Origin of the sequence: Aeromonas caviae (genome assembly GCF_000819785.1) — a bacterium.
Lineage (GTDB): Bacteria > Pseudomonadota > Gammaproteobacteria > Enterobacterales > Aeromonadaceae > Aeromonas > Aeromonas caviae.
In genome coordinates, this window is record NZ_CDBK01000015.1 from 19,439 (window position 1) to 44,064 (window position 24,626).

General features: G+C 65.4%; 15 protein-coding genes. 11 read left to right on the forward strand and 4 right to left on the reverse strand.

Translation table 11 applies throughout. The annotated features are described in order from the left end of the window. The first annotated feature begins 216 nt into the window (after positions 1-216). Genes bcsG through bcsC form a run of 7 tightly spaced genes read left to right on the forward strand, consistent with a single transcriptional unit; the run spans position 217 to position 12,085 of the window. Positions 217-1,863, forward strand: coding sequence for a cellulose biosynthesis protein BcsG (gene bcsG, locus BN1120_RS02475; protein ID WP_042014583.1), 1,647 nt, complete (start codon positions 217-219; stop codon positions 1,861-1,863). A 14-nt stretch (positions 1,864-1,877) separates the two neighbouring features. Further along, the gene (bcsR, locus tag BN1120_RS02480) at positions 1,878-2,102 is read left to right on the forward strand and encodes a cellulose biosynthesis protein BcsR (RefSeq protein ID WP_042014611.1); all 225 of its coding nucleotides are present in this window, start codon (positions 1,878-1,880) and stop codon (positions 2,100-2,102) included. Then, positions 2,099-2,761, forward strand: a complete 663-nt coding sequence (gene bcsQ, locus BN1120_RS02485; protein WP_010672843.1) for a cellulose biosynthesis protein BcsQ — start codon at positions 2,099-2,101, stop codon at positions 2,759-2,761. Before bcsR ends, bcsQ begins: the two co-directional genes overlap by 4 nt. Next, entirely contained in the window at positions 2,758-5,325 is a 2,568-nt protein-coding gene (gene bcsA / locus BN1120_RS02490; RefSeq protein WP_042014584.1) for a UDP-forming cellulose synthase catalytic subunit, read from the forward strand. Before bcsQ ends, bcsA begins: the two co-directional genes overlap by 4 nt. Further along, positions 5,322-7,547 carry a cellulose biosynthesis cyclic di-GMP-binding regulatory protein BcsB gene (bcsB, locus tag BN1120_RS02495; protein ID WP_080767855.1) on the forward strand — a complete coding sequence of 742 codons (2,226 nt, stop codon included), beginning with the start codon at positions 5,322-5,324 and terminating at the stop codon, positions 7,545-7,547. The genes bcsA and bcsB overlap by 4 nt, the downstream gene beginning before the upstream one ends. A gap of 3 nt (positions 7,548-7,550) precedes the next feature. Continuing rightward, positions 7,551-8,660: a cellulose synthase complex periplasmic endoglucanase BcsZ gene (bcsZ, locus tag BN1120_RS02500; RefSeq protein ID WP_231959400.1), complete on the forward strand. Its 1,110-nt coding sequence runs from the start codon at positions 7,551-7,553 to the stop codon at positions 8,658-8,660. Continuing rightward, positions 8,645-12,085, forward strand: coding sequence for a cellulose synthase complex outer membrane protein BcsC (gene bcsC, locus BN1120_RS02505; RefSeq protein ID WP_080767856.1), 3,441 nt, complete (start codon positions 8,645-8,647; stop codon positions 12,083-12,085). The genes bcsZ and bcsC overlap by 16 nt, the downstream gene beginning before the upstream one ends. 28 nt (positions 12,086-12,113) lie before the next feature. Here bcsC and BN1120_RS02510 read toward each other — a convergent pair whose 3' ends face one another. Continuing rightward, the gene (locus BN1120_RS02510) at positions 12,114-12,389 is read right to left on the reverse strand and encodes a metal/formaldehyde-sensitive transcriptional repressor (RefSeq protein WP_041214512.1); all 276 of its coding nucleotides are present in this window, start codon (positions 12,387-12,389) and stop codon (positions 12,114-12,116) included. Positions 12,390-12,460: 71 nt separating this feature from the next. Between BN1120_RS02510 and dmeF the strand changes: the two genes are divergently transcribed. Then, positions 12,461-13,390 carry a CDF family Co(II)/Ni(II) efflux transporter DmeF gene (dmeF, locus tag BN1120_RS02515; RefSeq protein ID WP_042014588.1) on the forward strand — a complete coding sequence of 310 codons (930 nt, stop codon included), beginning with the start codon at positions 12,461-12,463 and terminating at the stop codon, positions 13,388-13,390. 15 nt (positions 13,391-13,405) lie between these two features. Here the strand turns inward: dmeF and BN1120_RS02520 are convergent, their stop codons facing one another. Next, complete coding sequence (locus BN1120_RS02520) at positions 13,406-13,807, reverse strand: hypothetical protein (protein WP_042014589.1); 402 nt, start codon at positions 13,805-13,807, stop codon at positions 13,406-13,408. A gap of 261 nt (positions 13,808-14,068) precedes the next feature. On the opposite strand from BN1120_RS02520, the gene pulA reads away from it, so the two are divergent. Then, positions 14,069-18,121: a pullulanase-type alpha-1,6-glucosidase gene (gene pulA / locus BN1120_RS02525; protein ID WP_111736087.1), complete on the forward strand. Its 4,053-nt coding sequence runs from the start codon at positions 14,069-14,071 to the stop codon at positions 18,119-18,121. Between the two features lie 194 nt (positions 18,122-18,315). Here pulA and BN1120_RS02530 read toward each other — a convergent pair whose 3' ends face one another. After that, the gene (locus BN1120_RS02530) at positions 18,316-20,745 is read right to left on the reverse strand and encodes a zinc/cadmium/mercury/lead-transporting ATPase (protein WP_042014592.1); all 2,430 of its coding nucleotides are present in this window, start codon (positions 20,743-20,745) and stop codon (positions 18,316-18,318) included. 254 nt (positions 20,746-20,999) lie between these two features. Between BN1120_RS02530 and tpx the strand changes: the two genes are divergently transcribed. Both tpx and BN1120_RS02540 read left to right on the forward strand, forming a co-directional pair. Then, positions 21,000-21,500, forward strand: a complete 501-nt coding sequence (gene tpx / locus BN1120_RS02535; RefSeq protein ID WP_010672853.1) for a thiol peroxidase — start codon at positions 21,000-21,002, stop codon at positions 21,498-21,500. Positions 21,501-21,646: 146 nt separating this feature from the next. Continuing rightward, complete coding sequence (locus BN1120_RS02540) at positions 21,647-22,867, forward strand: DEAD/DEAH box helicase (RefSeq protein ID WP_042014594.1); 1,221 nt, start codon at positions 21,647-21,649, stop codon at positions 22,865-22,867. A 96-nt stretch (positions 22,868-22,963) separates the two neighbouring features. Here BN1120_RS02540 and BN1120_RS02545 read toward each other — a convergent pair whose 3' ends face one another. Next, the gene (locus tag BN1120_RS02545; RefSeq protein ID WP_042014595.1) at positions 22,964-24,523 is read right to left on the reverse strand and encodes a methyl-accepting chemotaxis protein; all 1,560 of its coding nucleotides are present in this window, start codon (positions 24,521-24,523) and stop codon (positions 22,964-22,966) included. Positions 24,524-24,626 lie beyond the last annotated feature (103 nt).

Here is a 24,626-nt window from a genome sequence, read left to right on the forward strand (position 1 = left end):
ATTTTGTCAGAGAAGGCTGCCTTATCGGCATCGTTTGGATAATATATGGATGCATACGGCCCCTCTCATTCCCCTCCCACCCATCCGGGGGAGCCAGGTTCGGCGCCGCCTGAGACAAAAGAAATAGTTGCATAATAGTCAGGCTATTCTTTTGACAACCATTGCAGTGTGCCCGGCCCCTTCGGGGGGCCCACGATAACAGGTGACTCATCGCCGATGACCCGACATGTTTCTGATGCCGATTCCCCCTGGCTGGACTGGCACGGCCTGGGTGGCTGGAATGTCTATTTTCTTGCCAAGTTCGCCCTGCTCTGGGGGGGATATCTCAACTTCCACCCCCTGATCAACCTGGTGTTTGCCGCCTTCCTGATCTTTCCTCTGCCAAGGGCCGGGTGGCGCCGTGCGCGGCACTGGCTGGCGTTGCCGGTGGGGGCGGGGATCTTCTATCACGATACCTGGTTGCCGGGGATAGAGAGCATTCGTGCCCAGGGCAGCCAGGTCTTCTCCTTCACCCTGGATTACTGGGCTGAGCTACTCGGGCGTTTCATCAATTGGGAGATGGTCGGCGCGGGGTTCGTGCTGCTGACGCTCTATCTGTTCATCGCCCAGTGGTTGCGCTTCACCCCCTGGATCCTGCTGGCGCTGCTCTGGCTCTGGGTCTCTCCCCAGGTGAGCAATCCCTTCGCGAGCAGCAAGGGGGCGAGCGAGCACGCCCTGAACACGCCCCGGGAGGAGACCCGCCCCTCAGTGCTGCCCATGGAGGAGCAGCTTGACCAGAGTGCCCCGCCGACCAACGAGAACCTCAACGCCTATCTCGATGACTTCTATCGGGAGGAGCAGGAGAGGCTGGTGCACTTCCCGGAGAGCCTGCCAGCCCAGGCGACCCCCTTCGATGTGCTCATCATCAATGTCTGCTCCCTGGCCTGGCGTGACGTGGAGGCGAGCGGCCTGACCGGGCACCCGGTCTGGTCCCACTTCGACATTCGCTTCAACCGCTTCAACTCCGCCACCTCCTACAGCGGCCCGAGCTCCATTCGCCTGCTGCGGGCCAGTTGCGGGCAGACCAGCCACCAGGGGCTCTATGTGACGGCGCCGAAGCAGTGTCTGCTGTTCGAGAACCTGGCCCAGCTCGGCTTTGCCAAACAGGTGGCCATGGATCACTCGGGGGATTTTGGCAACTACCTGACCGGCCTGCAGCAGTATGCCGGGCTGGATGTGACCCCCATGGACAAGAAGGGGCTGGCCCATGACCTCGCCTCCTTCGATGGCGAACCCATCTATCGCGGGGATGCCCTGTTCGGCCGCTGGCTGAACGAGCGGACACAGAGTCAGGCGGCACGCAACGTCACCTTCTTCAACCTCATCGCCCTGCACGATGGCAACCGCTATGTGGCGAGCCGCCAGATAGCGCCCTACAAGGCGAGGCTCAAGACCCTGCTGGATCAGCTGGACGACTTCATGACGACGCTGGAGCAATCCGGCCGCAAGGTGGCCGTGGTGATGGTGCCTGAGCACGGCGCCGCTCTCACCGGCGACAAGATGCAGATGGCCGGGCTGCGGGACATTCCCAGCCCGAGCATCACCCAGGTGCCGGTGGGGGTTGCCCTGCTTGGTACCAAGGCGCCCCACGAGGCGACCCGCAACGTGGACACCCCCAGCAGTTTCCTGGCGGTATCAGAACTGGTCTCCAGGCTGGTGGGGAAGGATGTGTTCGGGAGCGAGACCATCGATTGGGATGCCCTGCTGGGCGACCTGCCGCAGACCCCGTCGGTGTCCGAGAACCAGGGCTCGGTGGTGATCGAATATCAGGGCAAGTACCACATCAAGCTGGGGCAGGGGGACTGGGTCCCCTATCCCCAATGAGACCGGAGGTGACGATGCGCAGCGAACGGCAATCAGACATGCAGACCCCCTTCGGCGTCCCGGTGGAGGGTTCGGTGATCAATGACGTGGCCATGGTCCAGCAGGCCTTTGGTGTCAGCCTCTCCTACCAGGATATTGCCGCCAGGGAGCGGCTCGCCGCCTTGTGCGCACGCTTCCCCCTGCTGGCGGAGGTGGCAGTGAAAGGGCCCGAGGGGACTGGCGAGGGGAGGTCTGCATGAAGGTGATCGCCCTGCAGGGGATCCGGGGAGGTGTGGGGACCACCGCCATCGTGGCGGGGCTTGCCCAGGCTGCCCATGAGCAGGGGGCAAGGGTGCTGGCGGTGGATCTCTGCCCGGACAACCAGCTTGGCATCCACCTTGGCCTGCCCCATGACGATCCAGGAGGCTGGAGCCGGCTGACCCAGCCGGCGCGGGAGTGGCGAGGTGCGCTTCACCGCCGGGAGGAGGGACTGGATCTGCTCTCCCATGGCGGGGGGGAGGGGGCGTCAGCCGAGTGGCTGGCGGGGATCGATGGTTATGATCTGGTGCTGCTGGATCTGCCCCTGGGCATGGCCCCCGTCATCCCCTGCAGGCGCTTGCTGGTGGTCAATGCGGATGCCAACTGCCATGTGCGGCTTCACCGCCACCCCTGGGCGGCCGATGAGCGTCTGCTGGTGACCCAGTTCTCCAGCCAGCGGGCCCTGCAGCAGGGGTTGCTGGATCTCTGGCTGGCAGGGGGGCTCCCTCTGCTCAATCTTCATCTGCACAGGGACGAAGCCATGGCGGAGGCCATGGCCGCCAAGCTGCCGGTCGGCCGCTATGCGCCCACCAGTCTGGTTGCCCACGAGCTGGCCGCCCTGGCGACCTGGTGTCTGGCAGAGGGGGAGGCCCCCCGATGAGAGTGCGGCTGCTGACGCCGGCTGCGGGCCTCTGGTGCTCGCAGCGCTATGGCGCACTGCGCGAGCGGGGGGCTTCCCGCCCGGGGGCGGCCGCATTGACACTGGGCTGGCTGCTGGCCTGGGCTCTCTTCCCCCTCGAGCGTCATGGCTGGCAATGGGTGCTGGGCCATGCCCGGGGACTCTATCCCCAGCTGACGCACCCCCGAGTGGGGGATCCCCTGCGCGTTCTGTTGCAGAGCCTCTGGATAATAGTGCGTCGCCCACAACCCATCCCTCTGCGCTGGCCTGCCTCCTGGCAGCGGCTCTGGCACCGGGGCACCCAGACTCTCGGGGCCTTCCTGGCCCGCCAGGAGGAGAAAGGGCTGGCCGCCGCCAGGGCCACGCCCCGCGAGGCACGCTGGAAGAGCGTGCTGCTCTGCGTGGTGGCCGGGAGCCTCTCCCTGCTCTGCGTCACCCAGCCGTTCACCCTGCAGGCGCAGCTGGTGTTCGTCCTCCTGCTGGCGGCCATGGCCTTTATCCTGCGCGCCGTGCCGGGCCGTTATCCCATGCTGATGATGATGGTGCTCTCCCTCACCATCTCCTGCCGCTACATCTGGTGGCGCTACACCTCGACCCTCGACTGGTTCGACCCCGTCAGCCTGACCTGCGGCCTGCTGCTGCTGGCCGCCGAGACCTATGCCTGGCTGGTGCTGCTGCTCGGCTACTGGCAGACCGCATGGCCCCTGCACCGCCCCCCGGCACAACTGCCGGCGGATCCGGCCCAGTGGCCCAGCGTGGATCTGATGATCCCCACCTACAACGAGGATCTCGCCATCGTGAAGGGGACTGTCTACGCCGCCATGGGGCTCGACTGGCCCGCCGACAAGCTGACCATCTGGCTACTTGACGACGGGGGGCGGGCGGCGTTTCGCGACTTCGCCGAGGAGGCCGGGATCCGCTATGTGGCCCGGTCGACCCATGAGCACGCCAAGGCGGGCAACATCAATCACGCCCTCAAGATGGCCACCGGGGATCTGGTCGCCATCTTCGACTGTGACCACCTGCCGACCCGCTCCTTCCTGCAGATGACGGTGGGCTGGTTCTACCGGGATCCCCGTCTGGGCGTGGTCCAGACCCCCCACCACTTCTTCTCCGCCGATCCGTTCGAGCACAACCTGCAACGGTTTCGCAAGATGCCGAACGAGGGGGCACTCTTCTACGGCCTGGTGCAGGATGGCAACGACATGTGGGATGCGAGCTTCTTCTGCGGCTCTTGCGCCGTCATCAAGCGCACCGCCCTTGACGAGATCGGCGGCATCGCGGTGGAGACGGTCACCGAGGATGCCCATACCTCCCTGCGGCTGCACCGCCTCGGCTACACCTCGGCCTATATCCGGATCCCGCTGGCGGCGGGGCTGGCCACCGAAAGCCTCTCTGCCCACATCGGTCAGCGCATCCGGTGGGCGCGCGGCATGGTGCAGATCCTGCGTCTGGACAACCCCCTCTTCGGCAAGGGGCTCAAGCTGGGGCAGCGGCTGTGCTACTTCAATGCCATGCTGCATTTCCTCTCGGGCATACCGAGGCTCATCTTCCTGACGGCGCCGCTCGCCTTCCTGATCCTGCACGCCTACATCATCTATGCCCCGGCGGCGGCCATCGCCCTCTACATGTTGCCGCACATCTTCCACAGCGCCCTGACCAACTCCCGGTTGCAGGGTAAGGTGCGCCACTCCTTCTGGGGCGAGGTCTATGAGACGGTGCTGGCCTGGTACATCGCCAGGCCGACCACGGTGGCGCTCTTTGCACCCCACAAGGGGACGTTCAACGTGACCGCCAAGGGGGGGATGACGGAGGAGGTGTTCCTCGATCTGTCGGTCTCCCGCCCCTATCTGCTGCTGATCTTGCTCAATCTGTGCGGGCTGGGGTTCGGCCTCTGGCGCATCGGCACCGGCCCTGCCGACGAGGTGCCGACCCTGATCCTCAGCATGATCTGGACCCTCTACAACATGACCATACTGGGCGGCGCCCTGGCGGTGGCCTTCGAGTCGCGGCAGGTCCGTGCCAACCCCAGGGTGGAGATGGTGATGCCGGCGGCCATCAGGCTGGCGAACGGTCACCTCTACCCCTGTACCGTCAGGGATTACTCCAACGGGGGGGTCGGGGTGCTGCTCGAGGCGCCCCTGCCCCTGGCCGACAAGGAGAGGGTCTGGTTGCTGCTGCGCCATGACCAGCGGGAGCAGGCGTTCGCCGCCAAGGTGCAGCGGGTGTTCGGCTGCAAGCTGGGACTGGAGCTGGAGCCCATGGCGCAGGCACAGCATGTCGAGTTCATCCAGTGCACCTTCGCCCGGGCCGATACCTGGTCCCTGTGGCAGCAGCGTCTGGGCAAGGATCGCCCCCTCCACAGCCTGATCGACATTACCCTGCTCGGCTGGGGGGCTTACTGGCGTCTGGCCCGTACCTCACCCATCGGCTTTGTTTGTATCCTCCTCGAGAAGCTGGCTCGCTGGCTCCTCTCCTTCGTTCCCCGTCGCGTCTCCCCAGATTTCCGGGCCGGGACTCCGACCTCACAGACAGTGAAAGGATGATGAAACCACAACGCTACCTTATTCCTCTCCTGCTGATGGCGCAGGGTGCGACCGCCGCCGAGGCCGTCGGCCCCCTGCCGCCCGTTCCCGCTCCGGTGCGCACCCAGGGGATGAGCTTCGAACAGATGGCGTCATCGCCAGGCACCCTCTCCCTGCGCGGCAATGCGCCAGACGGACTGGCCGACTTCACCGTGCGGCGGGACGAGGTGGTGACCCGGGCCACCCTGGATCTGAACTTCACGCCATCGCCCTCCCTGCTGCCGCTCATCTCCCAGGTCAAGGTCTATCTCAATGACGAGCTGATGGGGGTGACGGCCCTCAACCAGGATCAGATGGGGACGATGACCCATGCCAGCATCGAGCTGGATCCCCGCTATGCCAAGGATTTCAACCGCCTCAAGGTGAGCTTCGTCGGCCACTATCAGAAAGTGTGCGAGAACCCGGCGAGCGACACCCTCTGGCTCAACGTCAACCGGGACAGCAAGCTGACCCTGCAGTTGCAGACCCTGCCGGTGCGCAACGAGCTCTCCTTCTTCCCCATGCCGTTCCTCGACGTGCGGGACAATGGCAAGCTGACTCTGCCCATGGTGTTCACGGGCTCAGTACCCCCGGAGCAGCAGCAGGCGGCGGCGGTGCTGGCCTCCTGGTTCGGCACCAAGGCCCAGTGGCGGGGCCAGCATTTCCCGGTGCTCATCAACCAGTTGCCGGATCGCAACGCCGTGATCTTTGCCACCAATGACGCGCGCCCCGATTTCCTGGTGGACTATCCCGAGGTGAAGGGGCCCACCATCGACATGATCAGCTCCCCCGACAACCCCTATGTGAAGCTGCTGCTGATCCTGGGGCGGGATCAGCAGGATCTGCTGACGGCGGTGCAGGGGCTGGCGCGAGGCGATGTCATGCTGCGTGGCCAGAGCGTCATGGTGGACGAGGTGAAGCCGCTCTTGCCGCGTCAACCCTACGATGCCCCGAACTGGGTGCGACTGGATCGCAAGATGCGTTTTGATGAGCTCACGGAGTACCCGGGTCAGTTGCAGGCAACGGGACGCACGCTGTGGCCCATGAGCCTGACGCTGCGCCTGCCGCCGGATCTCTATCTGCTGGGGGAGAACGGCATCAGGACGGAGCTGAAGTATCACCACACCTCGCCCACCCTGCGCGACGGTTCCCGGCTGGATGTGGGGGTCAACGGCCAGCTCATGAAGTCGTTCACGCTCGAGCCCGGCGAGATCAAGAGTGAGCGGTTGCTGACTCTGCCGCTCTGGTTTGCCGACGACGGCGACACCATGGCGCTGCGCATGCCCGGGCTCAAGACCACCCAGGCCAACAGCCTGAGCTTCTCGTTCGAGTATGCCCAGCAATACATGGGAGGAACGGAGGATGGCCGTTGCGACCTGGTGATGCCGCCTGCCCATCAGGTGCGCATCGACGAGGGCTCCACCATCGACTTCACCGGTTATCGTCACTTCATCGAGATGCCCGACCTCAAGGCGTTCGCCTATGCCGGCTTCCCGTTCAGCCGGATGGCGGATCTCGCCGACACCCAGATTGTCATGCCGGCCAGACCCCATCCCGGGCAGATCACCACCTTGCTCGATGCCGTCGGTGCCATCGGGGCCGAGACCGGGTATCCGGCGCTCTCCCTGCAGGTTCTGGACGACTGGGAGCGAGCGCGCACCGCGGATCGGGATACCCTGCTCATCGGCACCCTGCCGGAGGAGTTTCGAGGGGATCTGGCTCCCGACGCCCTGCTGCAATCCACGCGCAGCTGGGTCAACGAGCCAACCCGCCAGCACAAGGGGGATCTGCTGCACACCATGGCCGATCGCCAGCCCCAGGCCCGGGTGGGCATGACGGGCAACCGGGCCATCGCCGTCATCCTGGGGCTGCAATCGCCGACCCATGATCAGCGCAGCCTGGTCGCACTGCTGGCGGATGGACCGGCGGGGGTCACATTGCTCAATGATGCCCTGCAGACCCGGACCCTGCGCGATCAGGTGGCAGGCTCGGTGGCCATCATCCGGGAATCCGGGGTGAAGAGCCTGGTGGTGGGGGATCGCTACGAGGTGGGCTACCTGCCGTGGTGGGAGCGTCTCTGGCAACTGTTTGCCCGTTATCCGGTGCGTCTTGCCGGGCTGACCCTGCTCTGCATGCTGGTACTGGGCTGGGGTCTGCGGGTGCTGCTTGCCAGTGCCAGTCGCCGCCGTCTGAAGGAAGATTAAGAGATGACTCAGATGAAAAATGTCTGTGGTGCCCTGCTCCTCTGGGCCCTTTGTTCCCTCCCGGCGCAGGCCGTCTGCCACTGGCCGGAGTGGGATCACTTTCGCCAGCACTACATCAGCGAAGAGGGCAGGGTCATCGACCCTGCCGAGGGGCGCCGCATCACCACCTCGGAAGGCCAGAGCTATGCCCTCTTCTTCGCCCTGGTCAACGATGACAGGGAGACCTTTGCCCGCCTGCTCGACTGGACGGAGCGGCAGCTCGCCCGCGGGGATCTGACCGGCTTCCTGCCATCCTGGCTCTGGGGCAGGCAGCAGGACGGCAGTTGGGGCGTGCTGGATGCGAACAGCGCGTCCGATTCGGATCTCTGGATAGCCTACAGCCTGCTGGAGGCGGGTCGCCTGTGGGAGAACCACAGCTACTCTGCCCTCGGCACCCTGTTGCTGCGCCGTATCGCCCGGGAGGAGGTCGCCACGCTGCCGGGTCTCGGCCCCGTGTTGCTGCCCGGGGCGAAAGGCTATGAGGGGGAGGGACGCTGGACCCTCAACCCCAGCTATCTGCCTCCACAACTGCTGGCCAGATTCGCCTCCTTCAAGGGGCCCTGGGGGGAGATGCGGACCCTCTTGCCCAAATTGTTGCAGGAGAGTGCGCCCCGTGGCTTTGCCCCGGACTGGGTGGACTGGCAGGCCGACAAGGGATGGCAGGTGACGACGGACAAGGGCGACACCGGTGGCTATGACGCCATCCGCGTCTATCTCTGGCTCGGCATGTTGAGCGAGGAGGATCCCGCCAGGGCTTCCCTGGTGGCCCACTTTGCCCCCATGCTGGCGCAGCTGACCGAATCGGGTCATCTTCCCGAGCGGGTCTCCAGCCAAAGTGGACAGGTTCAGGGCAAGGGGCCGAGCGGCTTTGCCGCCGCCCTCCTGCCCTTGTCACGGGGCTTGCCGGCGCAGGTCACCTTGCGCAAGCAGGTCTCCGATCACGGGCTGGATGCGGATGCCTACTACGGCAGCGTGCTGACCCTGTTCGGTGCAGGCTGGGATCAGGGGCGTTATCGCTTTGCCGCCGACGGTACCCTGCAGCCGGATTGGAGCGAGTCATGTCAGGCAGAGTGACCCTGGGGTGCCTGCTCGCCTGCCTGATGAGCGGAGCCCTGGCGCAAGGGACGGTACAGCCGGTGGCCTGGCTGCTGGAGCAGGTCAGGATTGGCGAGGCTCGTGGGCGGGAAGATCTCGTCAGCAACAGCCTCTATTCCCTCTCCCTGATGGAGCCCGATCATCCGGAGCTGCTGGCAGCCCAGGCCCGTCAGGCCCTGCGCCAGGGCAAGGTCAAGGAGGCCGGGGCACTGCTGGCCCGCCTTGGCAAGCAAGACCCCGACTCTGCGCTCTATCGTCAGGGCATGGCCAACCTGGCCCTGAACGAACCGGCCAGGCGCCAGCAACTGCAACAAGCCAGGCTGCTGACCAGCGCCGGCAGGCTGGAGGAGGCCGAGCGTCTCTATCGCTCCCTGTTCTCCGGTGATTTGCCCCCCAATCTCGACGTGGCGGTGGATTATGCCCTGTTGCAGACACGGATCTCGGCCATGAAGGCAAAGGGGCTGGCGGCCCTGGAGGCACTCAACCGGCAATATCCGGGTGAGCCCAGAGTGCGGGGCGGGCTGGCTCGCCTCTATCTGGCGGAGGGTCGGCGCCAGGGGGCGCAGAACCTGTTGCGCGAGATGGCGCGAGATCCCTATCAGCGGGACGAGGCCGCCGAGATCTGGCTCGCGGACATCGAATCCTTACCCATCGGTCCCGGGAGCATCGCTGCCTTGCAGGAGTACATGGTGCTCTTTGGCGAAGGGGATACCACCAAGGCGGAACAGCTGCTCGCTACCCAGGAGGAGAAGTGGGCCTCGCCCGCCTATCGCGCACGCCAGTCGGCGCTCGCAAGCACGGCGGGAGGTGGTGCCTCCATCTCCCGCTTGCAGCGTGCCCTGGCTGCCAACCCGGGGGATCCTGAACTCATGGGCGCCCTGGGGCAGGCCTACTCCCGCAACGATCAGCGAGCGCTGGCCATCGCCCAGTTTGAACGGGTGCTGGCACACCCCGAGGTGACCGACAAGGACAAATGGCGCAGCCTGCTGGCCACCAACCGCTACTGGCTGCTGGTGAGCCAGGGGCGCAGCGCCCTGGAACGGGAGCAGTGGGATGAGGCGGCGACCCTGTATCGCCGTGCCATCGCCCAGGATGGGCGTGAACCCGAAGCCTGGCTGGGGCTTGGAGACAGCGAGCGTGGCCGTCATCGCGATGCCGACGCGGAGTCCGCCTACCGCAAGGCGCTCGCCATGGGGAGCGCGCGGGAGCGGGCACTGGCCCGCCTGTTCGATCTCTACAAGGAGCAGGATCCGGCACGTGCCCTGGCCCTGCTGGAGCAGCAGGGCACCCCAGGGATGCAAGCCGAAGGGCGGCGGCTCAAGGCCGGGCTGTTGCAGGAGGAGGCCGATCAGCTCGATCGGGCCGGCAAGGTGGCGGCGGCGCTGCGCCTTCGCGAGCAGGCACTCGCGCTGACCCCGGAAGAGGTGTGGCTGGCCTATCGAGTAGCCGATACCCGGGCCCGCCTCGGGGAAGCCGGTAGCGGGGAGCGGCTCTTGCGGGAACGGCTGGCGGCGCACCCGCAGGATGCCACCCTGCGCTACGCCACCGCCCTCTATCTCTCGGGGCAGGACAAGATGGTGGAGGCGAGAGGGGTGCTGGCCGCCATCCCTAGGTCCGGCTGGACACAGGACATGGATGCGCTGGATCAGCGCCTCGCCCGTGACGAGGTGCTCGCCAGGGCGAGGGCGCGTCACGAGGCCGGGGATGATGAGGGGGCCGAACGCCTGCTTCAGCCGTTGCAGCCGGATGAAGAGGCGAGCCTGATGCTGGCGGAGTGGGCCACGGATCGGGGGGCCTATGCACTGGCGGAGCAGCGCTATCAGGAGGTGCTTGCCCGCACGCCGCAACAGCCCGAGGCCAGGCTTGGCATGGCCGAACTGGCCCAGGCCAGGGGCGATCTGGCAAAGGCCCGTCACTGGCTGCCCGCCTGGCCGGTCAACCCGCTGCCCCCGGAGGGGGCCAACTACTACCGCCGGGTAGCCAATCTCTATCAGGCGCTGGGAGAGGGCGAGACAGCCCGCGCCATCTTCACCGACTACGAACCCCTGGTGGCGATGCAACCGGCCTCCCAGCAGACGGCGCTGTTCTGGCGCGATGCCGCCCGCCAGCGCGTTGCCGAGCATGATGTGGAGGAGGCCCTGGTGCGGGATCGCAAGGGGCTGGTGGCCGCAGGTCTGGCCCCCCGCGAGGATCTGGAGGGGGGCGAGCTGACCCGGCTGGCCCGCAGTCAGGATGGGGAGGGGTGGCTGGCATCCGGCCTGCGCAGCGATCTCGACAGGCATTACCGGCAGAGCCAGACCACCTTCTCCCTCGACAGCGATTACTGGGGCTCCAGCGGTACCGGGGGCTACTCGGATTTGCGGGCGCTGACCCAGATGGCGCAACTGGATACGCCGCTGGCCGGTGGTACCGCCTTCGGCCGCCTTGAACTGGTCGACATGGATGCCGGAGATCTGCCGGACTCCCCTTACCGGGCGCAGTTCGGTACCTGTGCGGCCAGGGACTGTCGCGGGGACGCGCACCAGCAGAGCCGGGGGACCACCCTGGCGGCAGGCTGGCAGCGGGGGGCCTGGGCGTTCGATCTGGGGACCACGCCCCTCGGTTTCGAGGTGGTGGACTGGGTTGGTGGCGCCACCTTGACCGGTGACTGGCACACGCTGGGGTGGGGGATGACCCTCTCGCGTCGGCCCGTCAGCAGCTCGCTGCTCTCCTATGGGGGAACGGTGGATCCGGGCACGGGCATCAGCTGGGGTGGGGTGCGGGCGAACGGGGTCCGCCTCGATCTCAGCCGGGATCTGGGAGGGGCCGTCGGGTTCTGGGGCAGCGCCCAGCAGCACCTGCTGACCGGCAAGAACGTGCCCGACAACTGGCGCACCCGACTCATGGGAGGGGGCTATTACAAGTTCGTCAACGAGACCCATCGCCGTGCCAGCGTGGGGCTCAGCACCATGCTGTGGCACTACCAGCAGGATCTGGGGGGCTATACCCTGGGGCAGGGGGGGTATTACAGCCCGCAGGGGTACTTCTCGCTCTCGGTGCCGGTGAGCTACCGGCAGCGAACCCCGGACTGGTCGTGGGAGCTGGGGGGATCGGGATCCTGGTCCTACGCCCGTACCGACGACAGTCGCCGCTACCCGCTGGAAGGCTTGTTGCCAAGCGGTTTGCCAGACAGAAATGCGCCTGTGAAAGGGGGCAGTAGCAGTGGATTCGGCTACACCCTGAATGGCGTGGTGGAACACAGGCTGACGGAGCACTGGCGCATCGGTGGCCGGGTGGACATCCAGCAGGCGGATGACTATGCCCCCAGCCATGTCACCCTGTTCCTGCGCTACACCTTCAAGCCCTGGCAAGGGGATCTCGATATGCCGCCAAGGCCTCTCACTCCCTACGCGGACTTCGACTGACAGGGGCGCCCGTCATCACCGGGCGCCCTTATTTCAGATAGGAACGCAGTACCCTCACCACCTGATCCAGATCCTCCAGCCGCTCGGCATGGGTCGCCTCCTCGGCGCCAAGATGCTCGCGCATGTGCCCCTCCAGTACCTCCAGCATCAGGCCGTTGACGGCGCCGCGGATGGCGGCGATCTGCTGCAGAATGGCAGCGCAGTCTGTTTCCTGTTCCAGGGCGCTCTCCAGGGCGCCGGTCTGCCCCTTGATGCGCCTGACCCGTGCCAGCAGCTTCTTCTTGTCGTGAACCGTGTGTGACATCCAGGATCCTCTCGATCAATAAAACTATACTGGGGTATAGTATATGGTATCCTCGTTTTCAGGAGAAATCCATGTCATCCCACTGCCACCACCCCGTCGTCCACGAAGGGAATCCCCTGGCCGAACAGAAGACCCGCTGGGCCGTGCTGCTCACCGTCGTCATGATGGTGGCGGAGATCGGTGGGGGCTGGTTCTACAACTCCATGGCGCTGCTGGCCGACGGCTGGCACATGAGCTCCCATGCCCTGGCCCTCGGCCTCTCGGTGCTGGCCTATCGCGCTGCCCGCCACTTCGCGCGGGATCACAGGTTCAGCTTCGGTACCTGGAAGATAGAGGTGCTGGGGGGCTTCAGCAGCGCCCTGCTGCTGGTGGGGGTGGCGGGATTGATGCTGTTCGAGTCGGTGGCCAGGTTGCTGGACCCCAGCCCCATCCATTATCAGCAGGCGATCGGCATTGCCCTGCTGGGCCTGCTGGTGAATCTGGCCTGTGCCTGGCTGCTCAGGGACGATCACGGCCATCACCATGGTCACGACCACCATCACGGTCATCACGACCACTCGCACGATCACCACCACGGCCATCAGGATCTCAACCTGCGCGCCGCCTACCTCCACGTGCTGGCGGACGCGGCCACCTCGGTGCTGGCGATTCTGGCGCTGGTGGGAGGCATGTTGTGGGGGGCGGACTGGCTGGATCCCCTGATGGGCATCGCCGGGGCCGTGCTGGTGGCGGTGTGGGCCAGGGGGCTGCTGCGTGATACCGGGCGCGTCTTGCTGGATGCGGAGATGGATGCGCCCCTGGTGGACGAGATCCGCGAGGTGATCGCCGAGCTGCCTGACGCCGAGATCCGCGATCTGCACGTCTGGCGGGTGGGGCAGACGCAGTATGCCGCCGCGATGTCGTTGCAGATGGCGACCCCGGTCCCGGCACAGGCGATCCGCGAGCGCCTCGCCATCCACGAGGAGCTGGTGCACCTGACCATCGAAGTGTCTGCCGACTGATACCCCTGGCGGGTGTCAGCGGGGAGGCTCGCTCCCCTGATCCTGCCAGAGCGAGCCCAGCATCAGCCTCAGCAGCAGTCCCGGCGGGTCGTCGAGCAGGCGGCCCGGCTCCAGCAGCAGGTGGCCGTCGGCACGAAAGCCCAGGCTGGCGTGGACCTTGCCTTCCTCGCCACACACCTGGAGGAGGCCGTTCAGGGAGCCCCCCTCACCGGGTTGACAGCGCAGCCGCAGCTCCCGTGGTTCCCCCAGCAGGGTGAAGGCGCGGGCGAGGGGAGGGCTCTCTTCATAATCCGGCCAGTTGAAGAAGTGATAGCGTTCGGCGAGCACGCCGGCCTGCTGGCAGAACTGATCGAACAACTGGGCAATGCCCTGATACTCCTGGTCTAGCCGCCTGGCCTGCTCCTCAATCCGTTTCATCACCCAGCCCCCTCTATCCATTTGATTGGACATTGATTTCGTCACTCGCTCCCCTCTTCACGCTGGTATGGGCCGAAAGCGGTGCCAGGTCTGTGAGCGCGATCTAACTTTCGTTATGAAAACGTTATCTTGTTGATGCGGATTGGTTTTTTTTGCCCATCCGCTCACATTTACGGCAATTCCCGCTGATTAATATGGCACCGCTCGGCAATGACCGGGTACTCGGATATCGAGACTAACTACAGCGGGAATTATAAAAAAATGGATATGAAAAAGACCAAAGTGGCGCTGGTAACAGCCTCACTGCTCGCGCTTTTGTCAGGCTGTAACGACAACAGTTCTTCTGCTCCTGCCCCTCAGGATGAGCCCGTCGCTCGTCTTCCCAACGTCCAGCCCCCGGCCGAATTGCTGACGGCCGGCCCTGACGAAGCGGTCATCGCCCTGGTGGATACCCAGACCAGCGCGGCGCGCGGTGTCACCGGCCCGTTCGCCAGCCACAGCCTGCACCTGTGGAACAACGACGCCTGCAACTCGACCTCGGAGGGCGGCCTCAACACCGGTTGGGATGACAAGAGCAAGACGCCGTCCGCGGCGGACAGTTTTGGTCCGGCCTGGGTCGTACCGCTCTCCAAGATGGAAGGCTGCATCAACTTCATCGCCCGCAACGGCGATCTCGCGAACCTGACCGGCAGCGACATGAAGGTGGTCTTCAGCGATCACCCGGATCGCACCGTGGCCATCGTCGCCGGCAAGAACGAGATCTTCGGCAGCCGGGCGGAAGCCTTCACCGCCGCTTTCGGCGTGGCGGGGGCCAGTGCCCACCTCATCGACGACAACACCCTGATTTGGCAAGGGGGCAAGGACAAGCCCTATGTGCGCCTCTACTACACAGAGTCAGGCACCATCACCGCAAACAGCGAGGGTGTATTCGATTTCCCCTACCTCAAGCTGACTCCGACCAGCCTGACCGAAGAGCAGCAGGCCAAATACCCGCACCTCAAGGATGCCGCCGCCTTCGCCCTGCCTGCGGGGAAAGATCTCAAGCCTCTGCTCAAGGGTGAGCTGGTCGCCATCGGGACCGATGCGGACGGTATCCTGCAGGGGGCGACCCTGGTGCAGAGTGCCGGTGCCCTCGATGCCCTTTACAGCGAAGCGGCCACCAAGCTGGCCTACGGCGCCGTGGTGGAGGGGGGCAATGTCACCTTCCGGCTCTGGGCGCCGACCGCCAAGTCGGTCAAGCTGGCGCTGTTCGACGAGCAGCACAAGTCGCTTGGCGAGCGCGCCATGACCCTGGACGAGGCCAGCGGCAGTTGGAGCGTGCAGGGGGGCAGCGATCTTGTCGGCAAATACTACCGCTACGACATCCAGGTCTATCACCCGGTCAGCCGCAAGCTGGAATCCTATCAGGTGACCGACCCCTACTCCCTGAGCCTGGCGATGAACTCCGAGTTCAGCCAGGTGGTGGATCTCGACGATCCGGCCCTCAAGCCGGAAGGCTGGGACAGCCTCAAGGCGCCCCACAGCCAGAAGAACCCCGCCGACATCACCATCTATGAGGCCCACGTCCGGGATCTGACCGGCAACGACGAGTCGACGCCGGTGGAGCACCGCGGCAAGTTCCTCGGGCTGACCGACAGCGACAGCGTGCCCGTCACCCACCTGAAATCCCTGGCCAAGAGCGGCGTCAGCCACCTGCACCTGCTGCCGGTGTTCGACATCGCTACCGTCAACGAGGACCCGGCCAAGGTGGCCAACATCGGCGATGACTTCAGCAAGCTGTGCGAGGTCAATCCCGAGGTCAAGAACTCCAGGTTTGCCAGCCACTGTGGTGGCGGCGAGACCATCGAAGCCGTGCTCGGTGATCTGCAAGCCAGCGACAGCAAGGAGAACCCCGTGGTGCAGGAGCTGTACGGCTATCTGCGCGGGGTGGACTCCTTCAACTGGGGCTATGACCCCTACCACTACACCACCCCGGAAGGCTCCTACGCCACCAATGCGGAGGGGACGACCCGGATCAAGGAGTTCCGCGAGATGGTGCAGGCCATCAAGCAGAACATCGGCATGAACGTGGTGATGGACGTGGTCTACAACCACACCAACGAAGCGGGTCTCGGGTCCAAATCCGTGCTCGACAAGATTGTGCCCTGGTACTACCAGCGCCTCAATCCGGAGACCGGTTCGGTGGAAAACTCCACCTGCTGCTCCAACACGGCGCCGGAACACGCCATGTTCGCCAAGCTGATGGATGACTCTCTGGTCACCTGGGCACGGGACTACAAGATCGATGCCTTCCGCTTCGACCTCATGGGCCATCACCCGAAAGATCAGATGGTGCAGGCCCTGGCCGAGGTGAAGAAGGTCAATCCGGACATGTATTTCTACGGCGAGGGGTGGAACTTCGGCGAGGTACAGGATGACAAGCGCTTCGTGCAGGCGACCCAGAAGCATCTGGCCGGTACCGGCATCGGCTCCTTCTCCGACCGGCTGCGTGATGCGGTGCGCGGGGGCAGCCCGTTCGACGGCGGCGAAGCCATTCGCAAGACCCAGGGCTTTGGCAACGGTGCCCTGGTGGATGCCAACGAGCTGGACGGCGTCGATCTCGCCACCGCTCTGCATCAGTCCGATCTGGTGCGCCTCGGCATGGCGGGCAACCTCAAGGAGTTTGTGCTGACCGACAAGGACGGCATTCCGAAGAAAGGCTCCGACATCGACTACAACGGTCAACCGGCGGGCTATGCCCAGGATCCGACCGAAATCCAGAACTATGTCGACAAGCACGACAACCAGACCCTGTTCGACAACCTGGTGTACAAGGCACCCGCCGGGGCCGACCTGGTGCGGATGCAGGGGGTCTCTCTGGCGACTGCCATGCTGGGTCAGGGCATTCCCTTCACCCACGCGGGTGTCGAACTGCTGCGCTCCAAGTCCATGGAGCGGGACAGCTACGACTCCGGTGACTGGTACAACCGGGTCGATTACACCCTTGGCGACAACAACTTCGACAAGGGCTTGCCGCGCAAGGACAAGGACGAGGCCAACTACGAGCTGATCGAGCAGGTGCTTGGCCAGCACGCCAAGCCGGGTTCGGCCGAGATGCATCAGATGGTGAACTTCTACCAGGAGCTCTCCGAACTGCGTCAATCCTCTCGTCTGCTGCGTCTTGGCAGCGGCGCCGAGGTGATCAAGCGGGTCGACTTCCGCAACACCGGCCCTGAGCAGATCCCGGGTCTCATCGTGATGAGTGTGGATGACGGGGTGGGCGCCGGTGCGGATCTGGATCCGGCCATCGACGGCCTGGTGGTGATGATCAACGCCACCAATCAGCCCCAGAGCATCGGCGATTTCCGTGACGGCAAGGATCAGCCCATCGATCTGACCGGCATGGTCCTGAGCGGTGCCCACCGTGACTCCGACAGCATCGCGAGCGGGGCGGCCAATGACAGCGGTCAGCTGACCCTTGGCGCCTGGTCGGCGGCGGTGTTCGTCAAGCCGCAGAGCGGTGCCCAGGGCGCGGGGCTGCCGGTGAGCAAGAAGACGGATCTGAGCACCTTGCCTCCCTTCGGTGACACCGAGGTGTTCGTGCGCGGTTTCCTGAATCAGTGGGATCCGGTCAACAAGATGAACTTCAGTGGCAACTTCACCTATGAGTTCACCACCGAGGTGACGGCGGATCAGCTGGGGTCGACCCAGGTGAAGATCGCTGGCAACGAGTGGAGCGGCCCCGTCAATTACGGCAAGTGCAGCGATACCGACCAGCTTGCGACCGGCCAGGTCAATACGCTCTGTGCCAATGGCGGGGATCTGCCGTTCAACGTGGAGAAGGCTGGCACCTACAAGTTTGTCTTCACCGCCATGAACAAGGACAAGCCCACCCTGAGCGTCAGCTACACCGAACCGGCGCAGAGCTGCAAGGTGCTGGATACCGTCGCGGGCAATCCGCTCGGCTTCCCGCTCTATGTGCGCGGCAGTCTGAGCGACTGGAACGCCCAGCCGGCCTACCAGCTGAGCTACAAGGGGATGGAAGGCAACCTCGCCATCTATCAGGCCGCCTTCAACTACGCGGGCAGCTTTGACTTCAAGTTTGCCAACGACGATGGCAACTGGAGCAAGCAGTTCTTCGTGAAGGATGCCGGTGGCACCCTGATCGCACTGGAGCCCGAGCAGGTTTACCCGCTCCAGCACGGCGACGGTGGCATGGGCAACAACAGCATCACGCTGGAACAGGGTCTGTGGAGCTTCCTGGTGAAGGTTGACCCGACCCAGACTTCCGGCGAGGTGGGCAGCGTCATCATCCAGGAGTGCAGCGCCAAGTAAGTCTTTCCCATCGAGCCCGGGGCTGGCTCGGCAGCCCCGGGTTGAATTCCGCCTCGCCAAGGGCGGGATAACACCGAGAGAGTAAGCAAAGCGCGACTGCCGACCGGCAGCCGCGCTTTTTCTTTGCTCGTGGGCGAGGCAATAAAAAAGCCGCCCCGTTGGAGCGGCTGTTGGTTGTTCAGTTTACGGCCGGCCTAGCGTTTTCGCAGCAGGCGCAGGGCGTTGGCGGTGACCAGGGCGGTGGCGCCGGTGTCGGCCAGCACCGCAATCCACAGGCCGGTGATGCCGAGCAGGCTGGTGACCAGGAAGATGGCCTTGAGCCCCAGCGCCAGCGCGATGTTCTGGTGGATGTTGGCCAGTGCCGCGCGGGAGAGCCGGATCATGGCGGCGACCCCGCCGAGCTGGTTGTGGGTCAGCGCCGCATCGGCGGTTTCCAGCGCCACGTCGGTGCCGCCTCCCATGGCGATGCCGATACTGGCACGCTTCATGGCCGGTGCGTCGTTGATGCCGTCGCCGATCATCGCGACTTTCTGGCTGAGGCCGAGCTTGGCGATCTCATCGACCTTGCCCTCCGGCAGCAGGCCGGCGCGCCAGCCCATGCCGAGCTCGGTGGCGATCGCCTCGGCGGCGCGGGGGTTGTCGCCGGTCAGCATGATGCTCTTGAGACCAAGCTCGCTCAGCTCTTGCAGCGCCGCAGCCGCTTCCGGCCGGATCTGGTCGCGCAGGGCCAGAAGGGCGGCCGGGGCGGCGTCGGGCTGACCGAGCACCACCACTGTCTTGCCTTGCTGCTCCAGGGTGGCGACCCGGGCCTGCATCGCCGCATCCAGGGTGGCGACCCGGCTCGGTGCCAGCAACTGCCAGAGGGTACCGTCGATGCGACCCTCTACCCCCATGCCGGGCAGGGCGCGCAGATCCTGGGCGGCGGCGAGGTTGAGGCCCCGTTCACTGGCCGCCGTCACCACGGCGTGGGCCAGCGGGTGGTGGGAGCCCTGCTCGATGGCCGCCGCCAGTGCCAGCAGGTCGGCCTCAGGCTGGCCATTGAGGCTCACCAGTTCGGTCAGTTGCGGCTTGCCCAGGGTCAGGGTGCCGGTCTTGTCAAAGGCCAGGGTATCGATGTGGGCGAGGCGCTCCAGCGCGGCCCCCCCCTTGATGATAGCCCCCTGCCGGGTGGCTGCCGCCAGTGCCGAGGTGACCGCCGCCGGGGTGGAGATGACCAGGGCGCAGGGGCAACCGATCAGCAGCAGCGCCAGCCCGCGATAGACCCACTCGTCCCAGCCCTGGCCGAAGGCGAGCGGCGGTACCAGCACCACCAGCAGGGCGACCAGCATCATGGCCGGGGTATACCAGCGACTGAAGCGATCGATGAAGCGCTCGATGGGGGCGCGCTGGGTCTCGGCCTCCTCGATGAGGTGCAGGATGCGGTCGATGGCGTTGTTGCCGGGGTCGGACACCACCTCGAGGCGCAGCACCCGATCCGCCGCCAGACTGCCGGCGGGGACCTTGTCACCCCGGCGGCGCTCCACCGGGATGGATTCGCCGGTCAGGGCGCTCTCGTCAAAGGCGCCGAGGGGGTCGAGCAGGCGGGCATCGGCGGCCAGGCGGGCACCCGGGGCGATTTCGATGATGTCACCGGGGCGCAGCTGGTCGGCAGCGACCTCTTCCCGCACCTCGCCCTCGGCAGTGGTGCGGATGCGCAGCGCCTTGTCGGGCACCAACGCCATCAGGGCGGTGACCCCGGCGCGGGCGCGGCCGGCGGCATAGGCTTCCAGATGTTCCCCCAGCATGAACAGCAGCAGCACCATGGCCGCTTCGGCGGTTTCGCCGAGGAAGAGGGCGCCGATGGCGGCGACCGTCATCAGGGTCTCGATGGCGAAGGGGGAGCCGCTTCTGGTCAGTGCCCACGCCTTGCGGGCGACAGGCCACAGCCCCCAGAGGGTGGCCAGGGTAAAGAACGGCTGACCGATCTGGGCCGGCAGCAGGGCCGCCACCCCCATCAGGCCGGCCAGCGACAGGGGCTGCCAATACTTGGCGAGCAGGTTGCTGACTCTCTGTATCAGCGGGCTGCGGCCCGGTTCGCTGCGAGCCGTGTTCTGAGCGCCTCCTTTGAGCTGGAAGCCGGCGGCCAGCACGGCGGCGGTGACGGGATCGGGGGAGAGGCCGGGGGCCAGATCCACCACCAGCTTCTCGGTGGCAAACAGCACCCGAGCCTGCTGTACGCCCTCCACCCGGCTGACGGCGGTCTCTATCTTGCGGGCACAGCTGGGACAATCCATGCCCAGCACCTGCCAGCTATGGCGGCGGCTGTTCTGCTCGGGGGTCGTCAGCGGCGGCTCGGTCGCGGCGGTCGTGTGGGCGTGCTCGTGCCCCTGTTCATGATGATCGTGATCGTGGCCGTGGGCTGTGTCGGTGGCGCAAGTGCCTCTGGGGGGCTCTTCATCACCCGGGCCGTCTGCGCCACTTTGCCCCTGATGATCGTGGCGGGTCGGGTTGGCGACGCCACTGGCCTGTGCCCCGTTGTCGCAGCAGTGGCTGGTGTGGCTGTGCCGGGCCTGTGGGGTGGCGGCCTTGCTGACGGCCTTGATGGGGGCGGCGGCGTGTTGATGGCTGCAGCAGGATTTGCTCATGATGCGTTCCTCTTGAGGGATCCCGCCCCTGCGGGATCCTGGATGACTGAGCCGAGTGTAAACCTTGGTGTAAAGTCCAAGGTCAAGTCCTCTTCTCCTCTTTGTCCGGGACCATGACAGTGGCCGCTGATCTGCCCCTGGAGCAGGAGGGACGCAAAGGGATGCCAAATCCCTTTCATTAGCGGGTGTTTGTCATCCCGTGGCGGGCCTATACTGGGGACCCTGGATCCCACATCAATCATCAAGGACCTAACATGAGCAATACCGTCACCCTGCAAGGCAACCCCGTCTCCGTCTCCGGCCACTTCCCCGTTGCCGGTGAGCAGGCCAAGCCCTTCTCCCTGGTTGCTGGCGATCTGTCCGATGCGACCCTGGCGACCTTCGCCGGCAAGCGCAAGATCCTGAACATCTTCCCGAGCGTCGACACCCCGACCTGCGCCACTTCCGTGCGCAAGTTCAACGAGCAGGCAAGCGCCCTGAACAACACCGTCGTGCTGTGCATCTCCGCCGACCTGCCGTTCGCCCAGGCCCGTTTCTGCGGCGCCGAGGGTCTGGACAAGGTGGTGAACCTCTCCACCCTGCGTGGTGTCTCCTTCCTGCAGGACTACGGCGTGGCCTTCTCCTCCGGCCCGCTGGTGGGTCTGGCTGCCCGTGCCATCGTGGTACTGGATGAGCACGACAAGGTGCTGCACAGCGAGCTGGTGGCCGAAGTCGCCGACGAGCCAAACTACGCCGCCGCCCTGGCCGTTCTGTAAGTCGCGCCACAGGCTGATTGCCTGACGGCCTGCCCCGTTTACACGGGGCAGGCCGTTTTTATTGCGCTCCCGAACCTTTTACTTATGGGGTGGGTCTGGCTAGACTTCGCCTCCACATCCTCGTTCAGCCTGTATCTGCGATCCCCATGACGTTTGACGAACTCGCCCTTGCCCCCGCCCTGTTGCGCCTGCTGCCCGCAGCGCTGGAAAAACCGACCCCCATTCAGCAGCTAGCCATTCCTGCAGCCTTGTCAGGACGGGATCTGCTTGCCCTGGCCAGGACCGGCAGTGGCAAGACCCTGGCATTCGGCCTGCCGCTGCTGCAAAGGCTGGACGCAGCCAGTGACCGGGTACAGGGATTGGTACTGGTCCCCACCCGGGAGCTGGCAAGCCAGGTGAGCGCCGCCCTGCAGGAGATTGCCGACGGGTTGGGGGTGCGTCTTCTGACCCTGTGTGGCGGGGTGGCCCAGGAGTGGCAGGAGCGGGAACTGGCTCTCGGCCCCCAACTGCTGGTGGCGACCCCCGGACGGTTGCGGGACTTGCTGGCCCAGCAGACGCTGGGGCTGGGTGCCCTGCGCATGCTGGTGCTGGATGAAGCGGATCGCCTGCTGGAGATGGGGTTCTGGCCCGATATCCAGTGGCTGATGAAGGCAATGCCGGAGGCGCGGCAGCAGATGCTCTTCTCCGCCACCTTGCCGATCGAACTGGAGAGCCTGGCCTCGGGCCTGCTGCAGGATCCGGTGCGCATCGAGGCCGAGCCGCTCAACAGCCTGGTGAGCGACATCGAGGAGCGGCTCTATCTGGTCAACAGGAGCAGCAAGGTGCCTGCGCTGATCGCCCTGCTGGAGGCCGGAGAGTGGCCCCAGGTGCTGGTCTTCATCAGTGCCAGGGACGACGCGGACGGGGTGGCCAAGAAACTCGCCAGGGCTGGCATGACGGTGGCGGTCCTGCACGGAAACAAGGATCAGACCACGCGGGAGCAGGCGCTGGCGGATTTCAAGGAGGGCAGGGTGCGGGTGCTGGTGGCCACGGACCTGATGGCGCGCGGCATCCACGTGGAGGCATTGCCGGTGGTGATCAATCTGGATCTGCCGGACCATGCCCCCGTCTACGTGCATCGTATCGGTCGTACCGCCCGTGCCGGGCAGAGCGGTCTGGCCATCTCCCTTACCTGCCACGGGGATGGGGAGGCGCTCGAGGGGATCCGGGCCCTGACCGGTCGGCCCCTGCCCCTGGCGGCGCTGGCAGGTTTCCCGGTGACCGACAAACCCGCCAGCGGGGAGAGCAAACGGGCGCCAAGAGACAAGCAGGCGAACCGTCGCACCCAGGGCAAGCGCAGCATCAAGCAGTTCAAGGGCAAATCCTGAGACGGACTTCCTGCCCCCGGCGGGAGCCTGTCGTCGTGAAGGAGAGGAGAGATCGGCAGCGCGCCCGGGGGCGCGCCAAACTACACGGCAAGGGGGTCAGTCGTGGAACTGGTTGATCAGGCGGGAGAGGTTTTGCAGCCGCTCCACCAGCAGGGTGATGCCATCGAGGGCCTGACGGCTGTTGTCCGCGGTGTGGCTCGCCAGTTGGTGGATCTGGTGGATCCCCTGATCCAGGGTGCTGGTGACATCCGCCTGCTGGCTCACCGCCTGAGCTATCTCGTCGCTGGTGTGGGTCACCCGGGCCAGCATCCGGTTGATCTGGTCGAGCACCTCGGCGGTGGCCCCCATGTGCTGCTGGCAGAGCACTGATGTCTGGGCCCCCTGCTCCATGCCATCGGACAGTTGCCGGGTGCTCTGTTGCAGCGCCCCTATCATGTCGCTTATCTCGCCGGTGGAACTGCGGGTCTTCTGGGCCAGGGCCCGTATCTCGTCGGCCACCACCGCAAAGCCGCGCCCCTGTTCACCGGCCCGTGCCGCCTCGATGGCCGCATTGAGGGAGAGCAGGTTGGTCTGATCCGCAATCTGCCCGATCACCTCCAGAATGCCGTTGATCTTCTGGCTGTCCTGGGTCAGACGCGCCAGCACGCCCTGGCTGGCGTCCAGCTCCTGATGAAGCCTGTCGACCGAATCCCGGGTGGTGGCCAGCGCCTGCTGGCCACTGGCGGACACCTGCTGGACCTCGCCCACCAGCGCATTGGCCTGGTGGGCATTGTCAGCCACATCGCGGATGGACTGGCTCATCTGGGTGATGGCCGCCGCCAGTTGCTCGCTCTGGGCCCGCTGCTGTTGCAGGTGAGTGTCTATGGTCTGGATATGCCCCCTGTCATCCTCCGCCGCCTGCAGGATCTGCTGGTTGGTGTCCGCGCTGCGACCCACCACGGCGCGCAGCTCCGCCTTCTTCATGCGCAGCAGCAGTTCAAGGGCGGCCAGGCTGTCCTGACGCCTGGCATAGAGTACCTGGCAAAGGGCGCTGCCCTGCTCCTCGCCCGCCATGGCCAGCAGCCTGGCCAGCCGCCGTTGCAGATGCCAGCCATGCCCCATCTGGGCCAGCAAGCAGAGCAGGGTGATGACGCCCCACCCCGGCTGGCCGGTGACCAGACTGGCCCCCATGCCGAGCAGGGCGGTGCCAGAGAGCAGCAGACACAGCGGCCCCGGCTCCAGGGTCAGCCGGGTCAGCCAGGGCAGTGCCTTGCCGTCACGGATCCGGGCATAGAGCAGCTCTGCCCAGGCGATGTCGTGATCCTGGGGACGGGTGCGGACAGACTGGTATTCGATGATCTGCTGCTGATCGTTGAGGATCGGCGTGACGTAGGCGTTGACCCAGTAGAACTGACCACTCTTGGCGCGGTTCTTTACCAGCCCCATCCAGCTCTTGCCTTGTTGCAGGCGGCGCCACATGTCGGCGAACGCGGCCTTGGGCATGTCGGGGTGGCGGACCAGATTGTGGGGCTCCCCTTCCATTTCGGTCGCGCTGTAGCCCGCCACATCGCAAAAGTGCTGGTTGGCATAAGTGATGTGACTGGCGGGATCCGTGGTCGAGATCAGTGATATGTGATCGGGGAAACGGATCTCCCCTTCGTGCCGGGTTGTGGTCATGTGCGCATCCTGAATGAGCCAAGTAACTGATAAAATTATTTTTTATTTTTGTGATTGTTACGGCGTCATTGTAGATGCGGACTGTTACACCACCTTGGCTTGG

Coding starts and splice junctions, on each gene's coding strand:
- bcsG (WP_042014583.1), top strand. CDS start 217: ATGACCCGACATGTTTCTGATGCCGATTCCCCCTGGCTGGACTGGCAC.
- bcsR (WP_042014611.1), top strand. CDS start 1,878: ATGCGCAGCGAACGGCAATCAGACATGCAGACCCCCTTCGGCGTCCCG.
- bcsQ (WP_010672843.1), top strand. CDS start 2,099: ATGAAGGTGATCGCCCTGCAGGGGATCCGGGGAGGTGTGGGGACCACC.
- bcsA (WP_042014584.1), top strand. CDS start 2,758: ATGAGAGTGCGGCTGCTGACGCCGGCTGCGGGCCTCTGGTGCTCGCAG.
- bcsB (WP_080767855.1), top strand. CDS start 5,322: ATGATGAAACCACAACGCTACCTTATTCCTCTCCTGCTGATGGCGCAG.
- bcsZ (WP_231959400.1), top strand. CDS start 7,551: ATGACTCAGATGAAAAATGTCTGTGGTGCCCTGCTCCTCTGGGCCCTT.
- bcsC (WP_080767856.1), top strand. CDS start 8,645: ATGTCAGGCAGAGTGACCCTGGGGTGCCTGCTCGCCTGCCTGATGAGC.
- BN1120_RS02510 (WP_041214512.1), bottom strand. CDS start 12,389: ATGTCACACACGGTTCACGACAAGAAGAAGCTGCTGGCACGGGTCAGG.
- dmeF (WP_042014588.1), top strand. CDS start 12,461: ATGTCATCCCACTGCCACCACCCCGTCGTCCACGAAGGGAATCCCCTG.
- BN1120_RS02520 (WP_042014589.1), bottom strand. CDS start 13,807: ATGAAACGGATTGAGGAGCAGGCCAGGCGGCTAGACCAGGAGTATCAG.
- pulA (WP_111736087.1), top strand. CDS start 14,069: ATGGATATGAAAAAGACCAAAGTGGCGCTGGTAACAGCCTCACTGCTC.
- BN1120_RS02530 (WP_042014592.1), bottom strand. CDS start 20,745: ATGAGCAAATCCTGCTGCAGCCATCAACACGCCGCCGCCCCCATCAAG.
- tpx (WP_010672853.1), top strand. CDS start 21,000: ATGAGCAATACCGTCACCCTGCAAGGCAACCCCGTCTCCGTCTCCGGC.
- BN1120_RS02540 (WP_042014594.1), top strand. CDS start 21,647: ATGACGTTTGACGAACTCGCCCTTGCCCCCGCCCTGTTGCGCCTGCTG.
- BN1120_RS02545 (WP_042014595.1), bottom strand. CDS start 24,523: ATGACCACAACCCGGCACGAAGGGGAGATCCGTTTCCCCGATCACATA.